We start from the raw sequence: 11,349 nt of genomic DNA, 5'->3' as shown, positions 1-11,349 counted from the left end.
CGGCACGGCCGGCGCACCGGCGGCGGCGCTCAGCTCGACGGCCGCGGCCAGCGCGGCGACGGTCGGGCGGTCGAAGAAGTCGCGCACGTCCACCGCCGCGCCCAGGGTGTCGCGGATCCGGGCGATGGCGCGGGTGGCGATGAGCGAATTGCCGCCGAGAGCGAAGAAATCGTCGTCCGCGCCGACCTGCTCACGGTCGAGCAGGTCGGCGAAGATGGCCGCCACCGCGGCTTCGGCCTCGGTCGAGGGCGCGCGGTAGGCGGTGCTCGCGTCGGCGAACACCGGTTCGGGCAGCGCGCGCCGATCCAGCTTGCCGTGCACGGTGATCGGGAACTCGGCCAGCACGACCAGCGCGGACGGCACCATGTAGGCGGGAATGTGCGCCCGGGCCCCGGACAGCACGGCCGTGCTGTCGATCAGCGCGCCGCGGGCGGGGACCACGTACCCGACCAGGGACTGCTCCCCGTTGGCGCCGGTGTGCAGCAGCACGGCGGCCTGGGCCACCGTGTCGTCGCGCAGCAGCGCCGACTCCACCTCGCCCAGCTCGATGCGCTGGCCGCGCAGCTTCACCTGGAAATCGGTGCGGCCCAGGTACTGCAGCTCGTCCGCGCCGCCGTCGACGCCGTGCACCCAGCGCACGAGATCGCCGGTGCGGTACATGCGGTCGCCGGCCGGGCCCTCGGGGTTGGCCACGAAACGATCCGCGGTCAGGCCGGGGCGCGCGAAATAGCCTCGCGCCAGCTGCATTCCGACCAGGTAGAGCTCGCCGACCACACCGTGCGGAACCGGGCGCAGGTCCTCGTCCAGGACCAGCAGCTCCACCTCGTCCCCCGGATGACCGAGCGGGACGGAGTCCACGTCCACCGCGGTCACCTCGTGCGAGGTGACCAGAACCGTGGCCTCGGTGGGGCCGTAGATGTTGTACAGGGTCGCACCGCTGACGCCGCGGAAGCCGGCGGCGGTGGCGGGCGGCAGGGCCTCGCCGCCGACGTAGACGAAACGCAGGGAATCGGACAGGCCCTCGGGATCCTGCTCGGCCTCGGCGATCAGCACCGAGAGCATCGAGGGCGGGAAGAACGCGGCGGTGACCTGGCATTCGCGCATGGTGCGGATCAGGTAGGCGGTGTCGCGGTGCCCGTCCGGCACCGCGATGACCAGGCGCGCGCCGGTCTGCAGGGTCCAGAAGATCTCCCACACCGAGGCGTCGAAGGTGGTCGGGGTCTTGAAGAGCATGGCGTCCGCGGCCGAGAGCTGCAGGCGGCGCTGCTGCGAACGGAACAGCGCCAGGATCGCGCGGTGCGAGATCGCCACGCCCTTGGGCCGGCCGGTCGAGCCGGAGGTGAACAGCACGCACGCGAGATTGTCCGCGCCGGTCCGGGTCAGCTCGTCGTCATCGGCCGGGGACAGCGCGGCGCGCGAGGCCGATTCCCCCGCGGTGCGCTCGAATTCGTCGATGCGCAACACCGGCACCGCGGTGTCGAGCCCGGCGCCGTCGGCCGTGGTGGTCAGCACCAGCACGGGCGCGGAGACCTCGAGCACGTAGGCGATGCGCTCGGCCGGATGATCCGGATCCAGCGGCAGGTACGCCCCGCCCGCCTCGAGGATGGCGTACATGCCGACCAGCAACTCGAAGGACCGGCGCGCGGCCAGGCCCACCAGCACGTCCGGGCCGACACCCAGCTCACGCAGGTGCCGGGCCAATACCGTGACCCGGTCGGCGAATTCGGCGTAGGTGAGCTCGGCGCCCTCGAACTCCATGGCCACCGCGTCCGGGGTGCGCCGCACCTGGGCCCGGAACTTCGAGGTCAGGGTCTCGATCGGGGCCAGCTTGGGCTCGAGCAGCCCGGAGGCCGCCAGCACGGCGTCGTCGACCAGGGCCTCGAGCACCGCGGTCAGCTCACCCTCGGGGCCGTCCATCAGCGCGGGCAGCTGCCCGGACACCACGACCTGCACCAGCGCCTCGGGCTCGAGCGCGCCGCCCATGGCCTCGCTCAGCATCGCGACCTCGGCGGCGAGCGCGCCGTAGGCGATGGTCTGCTCGGCGTAGCGCAGCGCGATCCGATCGGCGTCCAGCTCGGCCACCAGGGGAATCAGGGTGGGCAGATCACCGACGCCGTAGGCCCTTCGCAGGGCCGTGCGGCCGGTTCGGCTGGTAGCGATCGACTCTGCGTAGTGCATCAGAGGTTTCCTTCCGACGAGCTTTCCGAGCGAAGAACCACTGCCTGGGCCTGTGTTGCGAGGTCGCCCAGGACTTGACCGAGACCCGCACCGCCGAGCGCGGTGAGGATGCCGGGCACCAGCCCGGCGAGTGCGACGTTGACCAGTGCTTCCGGTTTCGCCGCGGCACCCATGGCCCGGGCGGTGAGGCCGATCTTGTCGGCCAGCGCCCGGTAGGTGACGGTGTGATCGCCGTGGGTGAGCGCGATCGAATCGGGGTCGATCGCGGCGGCCGCCGCGATCAGGGTCGGCAGATCGGCGGTCGGCCGATCGTCCGAAACTTGCCGCGGCCGAGCAGCTCCGGCAGCCGCGGCCGGCGCGCCCGGTCGGCGGTCGCGCTCCGCGGCGGTCCGGATGTCGATGGCGCGCACCGGTGCCGCCGGATCGGCGATGATCGCGCGCAGCACCAGCAGCAGGCGCTGGGCCAGCAGGCGCACCGTGCCGGCGTCGAAAATGTCGGTGGCGTAGCCGAACCGCATGTCCAGGCCGATCACCCGGCCCAGTTCGTTCCGCCGCTCCATACCGGTGAGCTGCAGATCGAACTTGGCCTCGGTGAGTTCGGGCTCGATCGCCTCGAGCGCCAGCCCGGGCAGCGAGACCGCGCCGGCCGCGATGTTCTGGAAGGCCAGCGCCACCTGGAACAGCGGGTTGACCGCGCTGGAGCGCGGACGGCCGTTGGCGGCCAGCACCGCCTCCACCACCCGCTCGAACGGGACGTCGGCCTGCGCGAACGCCGCCAGATCCCGGTCCCGCACCTGCCGCAGCAGGTCGGTGAAGGAGAGCTTGGCGTCCACCTCGGTGCGCAGCACCACGGTGTTGACGAACATGCCGATCAGGTCGTCCAGCGCACGCTCGCCGCGGCCCGCGACCGGAACGCCGATCGAGATGTCGCGCTGGCCCGAGATCTTGGCCAGCAGCACCGCGAACGCGGAGTGCACGACCCCGAACAGGGTGGCGCCCTGCGCGGTCGCGAGCTCGTCGAGCCGCGCGGTGATCTCGTCCGAGATCTGGAAGTCGAACTCGGCGCCCAGCATGTCGCGGCGCGCGGGGCGCGGGCGATCGGTGGGCAGATCGAGTTGGGCGGGCGCGGTGGACAACTCGTCCACCCAGAAGTTCAGCTGCCGCGACAGCAGGCTCTCGGGATCGGTGTCCGAGCCGAGCACCGCGCGCTGCCAGGCGGCGAAATCGCCGTACTGGATCTCCAGCGGCGACCAGCCCGGCGCCCGGTTGTCGAGCCGGGACACGTACGCCTGCACCAGATCCCGGGTCATCGGCAGCACCGAGTAGCCGTCCGCGCTGATGTGGTGCAGCACCACGATCAGCACGTGCTCGGCCGGGGACAGCTCGAACAGGCGGATGCGCAGCGGCGGCGCGGCGGTGACATCGAAACCGGCCGTCGCGATCTCGATCAGTCGCAGCTGAATCTCGGCCTCGGACACCCGGATCGGGGCCAGGTCGGCATTCAGCTCGTCGATGCCGAGCACCAGCTGTACCGGCTCGCCGTCCTTCTCCGGGTAGCGGGTGCGCAGGATCTCGTGCCGCGACAGCACATCCCGCAGCGCCGCGGCCAGCGCGTGCACGTCCAGCGCGCCGGTCAGGCGGATGGCGGCCGGGACGTTGTACGCGCCGGACTCGGGATGCAGGCGGTTGAGCACCCACATGCGCTGCTGGGCCAGCGACAGCGGCGCGGGGCCGGAGTCGGTGCGCGGGGTCAGCGCCGGGCGCAGCTCGGAGCGGTCCGCGGTGGCCAGCCAGGTGGCCAGCTCACCCACGGTCGGGGCTTCGAAGAGCGCCGACACCGGCACGCGCACACCCAGATCCGAGCCCAGGCGGGCGGCCAGCCGGGTCGCCATCAGCGAATTGCCGCCGAGGGCGAAGAAGTCGGTGTCGACACCGACCAGCTCCGCCGCGGCGCCGCCGACGACCTCGGCGAAGCCCGCGGCGACCAGCCGCTCGAGCTCGGTGACCGGCTCGCGGTACACCGCGGCCGCGAAGACCGGCTCGGGCAGGCGGGCCCGGTCGACCTTGCCGTTCACGTTCAGCGGCAGCGCGTCCAGGACGGTGACCGCGGCGGGGACCATGTACTTGGGCAGCGCCGCCGCCAGGGCGGACCGCAGGGTCGCGGCCAGCGCTTCGCGCTCGGGATCGCCGACACCGGGAACGGCCGCGTAGGCGACCAGGCGCGCACCCGCGGTTCCGTTGTGGGCCACGGCAACCGCCGCGCTCACCCCGGGCTGCCGCCGCAGCGCCGTCTCGACCTCGCCGAGCTCGATGCGGAAGCCGCCGATCTTGACCTGGAAGTCGGCGCGCTCGACGTACTCGAGGGTGCCGTCGGCTCGCCAGCGCACGATGTCGCCGGTGCGGTACATGCGGCCCGGGCCGTACGGGTCGGCCACGAAGCTCTCCGCGGTCAGGCCCGGCCGGCCGTGATAGCCGCGCGCCAGCTGCGCGCCGGCCAGGTACAGCTCGCCCGGAACGCCGATCGGAACCGGCGAGAGCCGCGCGTCCAGCACGTACACCCGGCTGTTCCAGGCGGGCGTGCCGATCGGCACGGCCTGCTGATGCCGGGCGCGCACCGGGAACGCGGTGATCGACACCGCGGCCTCGGTGGGGCCGTAGAGGTTGTAGAGCGCGGCCGCCCCGCCGTCCAGGAAATCGGCGGCGGTCGCAGCGGGCAGGGCCTCGCCGATCGCCAGCACCGCGCGCACCGAGGACGGCAGCGGGCCGCCCGCGAGCAGCATGCCCAGCAGCGACGGGACCGGGTGCAGCACGGTGACCCCGTGCGCGTCGATGATCGAGCGCAGGCGATCGGGATCGCGCTCGTTGCCCGCGGCGGTCACCACCAGGCTGCCGCCGCTGGTCAGCGGCGACCAGAACTCCCACACCGACAGGTCGAAGGTGGCGGGCGTCTTCAGCAGCGCGCGGTCGGCGGCGGTCAACTCGAAAGTTGCTCGCAGCCAGTGCAATTGGTTGACGATGGCGGCGTGCGGGATCGTCACGCCCTTGGGCCGGCCGGTCGAGCCGGAGGTGAAGATGACGTAGGCCGGATGCTGCTCGCGCAGCGGGCGCACCCGCTCGGCGTCGGTCACCGGCGCGGCGGACACCCCGGCCAGGTCGAGGGCGTCGACCTCGAACACCGGGACCTGGGCCGTGAACGGCAGGCCGTCCGCGACGGTGGTGAGAACGACAGCCGCGGCGGCGGTTTCGACGATGTAGGCGATGCGGTCGGCCGGGTGATCGGGATCGATCGGCACGTACGCGCCGCCCGCCTTGACCACCGCGTACATGGCGATCACCAGCTCGATCCCGCGGCGCATGGCCAGCACCACGCCGGTCTCCGGGCCGACGCCCGCGGCGATCAGATGCCGGGCCAGGCGGTTCACCCGGGCGTCGAATTCCGCGTAGCCGAGCGCGATCTCACCGTCGGCGGACAGCAGCGCCACCGCGTCCGGGGTGCTCGCCGCCTGCGCGTCGACCAGATCGGCCAGGGTCGCCGGGGCGAGCGGGCGCGCGGTGTCGTTCCACTCCCCCAGTACCCGGGCGCGCAGGTCCGCGCCCAGCAGATCGATGTCGCCGACCACGGTTTCCGGTGCGGCCGCGATGGTTTCGAGCACGCGGACCAGCGCGGCGGCGATGTGCCGCGCCGTGCCCTCGGTGAACAGATCGGTGGCGTAGCCCAGGGTCAGGTCCAGCCCGTCCGGCGCGCCGGCCGCCGCGTAGCGATCGGTGGCGAACAGGTGCAGATCGAACTGCGCGATGTGGTTCTCGAATTCGAGTTCGGTCACGGTCAGATCGGGCAGGCGCAGTTCGGCGTGCTCGTAGTTCTGGAAGGACAGGCCCACCTGGAACAGCGGATGCCGGGCCTGCGAGCGCACCGGGTTCAGCACCTCGACCAGGCGCTCGAACGGCACGTCGGCGTGGGCGAACGCGGCGATGTCACCGGTCCGGACGCGGGCAAGCAGCTCGGTGAACGGCTCGGACGGGGCCACCCGGGTGCGCAGCGCGAGGGTGTTGACGAACATGCCGATCACGTCGTCCAGCGCGCTGTCGCCGCGACCCGCGATCGGGGTGCCGACCGCGATGTCCTCGGTACCGGACAGGCGGGCCAGCAGCGCACTGAACGCGGCGTGCACCACCATGAACAGGGTCGCGCCCCGCCCGCGGCCGACCTCGGCGAGGCGGGCGTGCAGTGCGGCGTCGAGTTCGAGATGAATCTGCTTGCCGCGCAAAGTCTGTCGCGCCGGACGCGGGTGATCGGCCGGCAGATCCAGCTGATCGGGCAGTCCGGCCAGAGCCTGCTTCCAGTAGGCGAGCTGCTGGGCGGCCACCGAGTCGGCGTCGTCCTCGGCGCCCAGCAGCGCGTGCTGCCACAGCGCGTAATCGGCGTACTGGACCGCGAGCGGGGTCCACGCGGGCTCGCTCCCGCCCAGGCGGGCGCCGTAGGCCACCATGAGATCGCGCACGAACGGCACCACCGAGGAGCCGTCGGCCGAAATATGGTGCAGCACACCGGCGAGCACGTGCTCACCGGTGAACTCGCCCGCCTCGTCCAGCACGCGCAGCAGCTCGACCCGGATCGGGACCTCGGCGGTGACGTCGAAGGTGGTGGTCAGGATCTCCGGAACCCGCACGGCCAGTTCGGCTTCGGTGAGCGAGGTGGTGCGCAGACCCGAGAAGGTCTGCGCCACCGGCGCGATCACCTGCACCGCGCCGGCCTCGGTCTCGGGGTAATAGGTACGCAGCGTCTCGTGCCGGGCCAGTACGTCGCCGAAGGCGGCGGCCAGCGCGGCCGCGTCCAGCGCGCCGGTCAGGCGCAGCGCGATCGGCAGGTTGTAGGCGATGGACTCGCGATCGAAGCGGTTGATGAACCACATCCGCTGCTGCGCGGGCGACAGGGGCAGCTGCTCGGGACGCTCGCCCGCGACCAGCGCCGGGCGCTGGGCCTCACCGAGACCGGCGTCCACCCGCGCGGCCAGCCCGGCCACGGTGGAATCCTCGAAGAGCACGCGCACGCCGACGGTGGTGTTCAGCACCGTGCCCAGGCGCGCGGCGGCCTTGGCCGCCAGCAGCGAGCTGCCACCCAGGGTGAAGAAGTCGTCGTCGGCGCCGACCCGCTCGGCATCGAGCAGCTCCGCGAAAACGCCCGCGACCAGCTCTTCGGTGACGGTGCCCGGGCGGCGGTAGACCGCGCTCTCGAAGACCGGCTCGGGCAGCGAGCGGTAGTCCAGCTTGCCGTTGACGGTGAACGGGATCTCGTCGAGCACCACGAACGCGGACGGCACCATGTAGGGCGCGAGCCGTCCGGTCAGCCCGGCCTTGACCGCCGCGAGGTCCAGTTCGGCGACATCGGAGACCAGGTAGGCGACCAGCTGATCGCCGCGGGTGGCGTGCGCGTGCTTGACCGCCACCGCCCGGCGCACCTGCGGGTGCTCGGCCAGCACCGATTCGATCTCGCCCAGCTCGATGCGGTAGCCGCGGAGCTTGACCTGAGAATCGTTGCGGCCCAGGCACTGCATGGAACCGGTCGGGGTCCAGCGCATGAGATCGCCGGTGCGGTACATGCGCTCGCCCGGGGCCCAGGGGCAGGCCACGAAGCGGCCGGCGGTCAGCGCGGCCTGGCCGCGGTAGCCGCGGGCCAGCTGCGGACCGCCCACGTACAGCTCGCCGACCATGCCGATCGGCACCGGGCGCAGGCGCTCGTCCAGCACCCACTCGTACACGCCCGCGAAGGGCGGGCCGATGTGCAGTTCGTCCGTTGCCGCCAGTGGCACGGAACCCTGTGTGACACAGGTGGTTTCGGTCGGTCCGTAGCAGTTGACGAAGGATCGTCCCGCCTCGGCCCAGCGCCGCGCCAGCTCCGGCGGGCAGGGCTCGCCGCCGACCACCACGACCGCGGTGTCCGGGGCCTCGAGCGGATCGACGGTGCCCAGGGCGGACGGGGTCATGAACGCGTGCGTGACCCGGTGCGTGCGCAGCACGCCGGTGAGCTCGGCGCCCATGACCGCCTCGGGCGGCGCGACCACCAGGGTGGCCGCGGCCTCGATGGCCATGGCGAGTTCGCCGACCGAGATGTCGAAGGCCGGGGAGGCGACGTGCAGGACGCGGGACGACCGCCGCACCAGGAAGCGCTCGACCTCGCCCGCGGCGAAGGACGGCACACCCTCGTGGGTGACCATGACGCCCTTGGGCACACCGCTGGATCCGGAGGTGTAGATGACGTAGGCGACATCGGCGGTGCGCAAGGGGCGCAGCCGATCCCGATCGGTGACGGCGTCGTCGGCGTAGGCCGCCACCGCCGCGCGGAACAGCTCGTCGTCCAGCGCCAGCCAGGACACCGAGTCCGGCAGCCCGGCGCGAACGGCCGACAGCGTCAGGCCGTACTCGGCGCCGGCGTCGGCCACCATGCGCGCGACGCGCTCGGCGGGGTAGGCCGGATCGACCGGGGCCCAGCCCGCGCCGGTCTTGCTGATGGCCCAGGTGGCCAGCACCGATTCCAGCGACCGCGGCATGCCGAGAGACACCAGGTCACCCGGGCCGACCCCGCGGCCGATCAGCAGGCGCGCCAGCCGATTCGAGGCCGCGTCGAGTTCGCGGTAGGTGAGCTCGCGCGGGCCGTCGACCAGGGCGATGCCGTCCGGATTGGCGGCGACGGCCGCCGCGAGCAGATCCGGAATGACACGACCGGTCTGCACGGGTCCGCCGGAACGATCGGTGAGATCGGCGTATTCGACCTCGGACAGCAACGGCAGGGCGGCCACGATGGTGGCCGGATCCGCGGTGATGGCCGTCAGCAACTGGACAAAACGGTCAGCAAAGACGTCAATTGTGGAGGCGTCGAACAGATCCGCCGCGAATTCGAACTCCGCGGTGATCCCCGTCGGTGCCGGACCTTCCCCGGGACCGGCACCGACGAAGCTTTCGGTGACCGCGACCGACAGGTCGAATTTGGTCACTCCCGTCTCCAGCGTACCCGCCGTGGCAAGCAATCCGGGCAGTTCGACACTGATATCACCCGAGGCGGTGAAGGACAACGCCACCTGGAACAGCGGATGACGCGACTGCGAGCGGGCCGGATTCAGGGCTTCGACGAGCTGCTCGAAGGGCACATCCGCGTGCGCGAAGGCGGCGAGATCGGTCTCGCGCACCCGCCGCAGCAGCTGGCGGAACTCGAGGCTGTCGTCGATCTCGGTGCGCAGCGGCAGCGTATTGACGAACATGCCGATCAGGTCGTCGAGTTCGCGCGCACCGCGGCCGCCGACCGGCGTGCCGATCACGATGTCGGACTCACCGGACAAACGAGACAGCAGGACGGCCAGTGCGGCGTGCACCAGCATGAAGGTCGAAACGCTCTCGGCCCGGGCCGTTTCCACGATGCGGGCGTGCAGCTGCGCGGGCAGCTCGATCGAGCGCTTGCCGCCGCGGCCGCTGGCCAGCACCGGGCGCGGGCGATCGGACGGCAGCTCCAGCAGATCGGGCGCGCCCGCCAGCGCCGTGCGCCAGAAGCCCAGCTGCGTGGCCAGCAGCGAAGTCGCGTCGGCCGCGTCGCCGAGGCGATCGCGCTGCCACAGTGTGTAATCGGCGTACTGCACCGGCAGTTCGGCCCAGCCCGGCTGCTGCCCGGCCGAGCGCGCGGCATAGGCCAGCATGAGATCGCGCGCCAGGATCGGCAGCGAAAGCCCGTCCGCGGCAACGTGATGCAGCACCATCGCCAGCGCGTAGCGCCCGGACGCGGCGGCGGCCTCGATCTCCGAGACCGGATCGCCGGGCGCGGCACTCTCCGCGACGGCGTCAAGCACTGTAAAAACGCGGGCACGGAAAGGAATCTCGTGTTCGAGATCGAATCCGCGCGCGGCGATGGCGGACAGCGCGGCGTCGAGTTCGGCGCCGTCGGTCACCACCTCGTGCGCGACCAGCTCGGGCAGCCGATCCACCGGCAGCACGCGCTGGCAGGCCTGACCGTCCGCGACCACCGGGAACAGCGTGCGCAGCGTTTCGTGCCGGGCCAGCACATCGGCGACCGCGGCGCGCAGGGCCGCCAGATCCGCCGTGCCCCGCAGGCGCACCACGAACGGCATGTTGTAGTTCGCGGCCGAGGTGTCGAAGTGGTTCAGGAACCAGATGCGCTGCTGCGCGGGAGACAGCGGGATGTTCTCCGGGCGCTCGTCACCACGACGCGCCGTAAGCTGAAGTGCCGCTGTGTCATTCGCGTCCTCGTCGAGGAACTGCGCGTCGATGACCGCGCCCAGCTCGGCCACGTTGGTCGCGGCGAACATCTCGCGGACGGTCAGCCGGCAGCCCAGTTCGGCGTTGAGCCGCGCGGCCACCTGGGTCGCGTTCAGGCTGTTGCCGCCCAGGGCGAAGAAGTCGTCGGTGCGACCGACCCGCTCGGCGCCGAGGGTCTCGGCGAACACCCGGGCCACGGCCTGCTCGACCACCGAGACCGGGGCCTCGTAGCTCGCGGCCACCCGGACCGGCGCGGGCAGACCCGCGCGATCGAGCTTGCCGGACGCGTTGACCGGCAGGGCCTTCAGCACCATGTACGCGGCGGGCACCATGTACGCGGGCAGCGCCCGGGCCACCGCGGCGCGCAGGCGGGTCTCCTGGATCTCGAGGTCGGAGACCACGTAGGCCACCAGCTGCTCCTCGCGCACCAGCACCACCGCGCGCTCCACGCCGGGCACCGCCGCCAGCACCGATTCGATCTCGCCGAGCTCGATCCGCAGCCCGCGCAGCTTCACCTGGAAATCGGTGCGGCCCAGGTACTCCAGCTCGCCGTCCTCGGTCCAGCTCACCAGATCGCCGGTGCGGTACATCATCTCGCCGGGACCACCGTGTCCCTCGCCGCCCGCGAACGGATCGGCGACGAAACGCTCGGCCGTCAGTCCGGCATTGCCCACGTAGCCCCGGGCGAGCTGAACCCCCGACAGATACAGCTCACCCGGAGTCCCTACGGGAACCGGCCGCAAACGTGCGTCGAGCACGTACAGCCGGGTATTGGACACCGGCGCGCCGATCGGCACGAACTCGGTGTCAGCGGCCGTGACCTCGTGGAAGGTGACATCGACCGCGGCTTCGGTGGGGCCATAGAGATTGTGCAGCGCGGCGGCGGACCCGGCGCGGCCCAGCACCGCG

General features: G+C 72.0%; 2 protein-coding genes. Both read right to left on the bottom strand.

Features of this window, described 5'->3' with window-relative positions:
- A partial coding sequence (locus ABZ319_RS38505; RefSeq protein ID WP_354991529.1) for an amino acid adenylation domain-containing protein occupies positions 1 to 2,178 on the bottom strand: 2,178 nt, incomplete at its 3' end.
- The gene (locus ABZ319_RS38500; protein WP_354991530.1) at positions 2,178 to 11,345 is read right to left on the bottom strand and encodes an amino acid adenylation domain-containing protein; all 9,168 of its coding nucleotides are present in this window, start codon (positions 11,343 to 11,345) and stop codon (positions 2,178 to 2,180) included. The genes ABZ319_RS38500 and ABZ319_RS38505, both read right to left, overlap by 1 nt.
- Positions 11,346 to 11,349: the final 4 nt, after the last annotated feature.

The organism is Nocardia sp. NPDC005978, assembly GCF_040614455.1.
GTDB lineage: Bacteria > Actinomycetota > Actinomycetes > Mycobacteriales > Mycobacteriaceae > Nocardia.
This window is presented reverse-complemented; position numbering and strand designations above follow the sequence as displayed.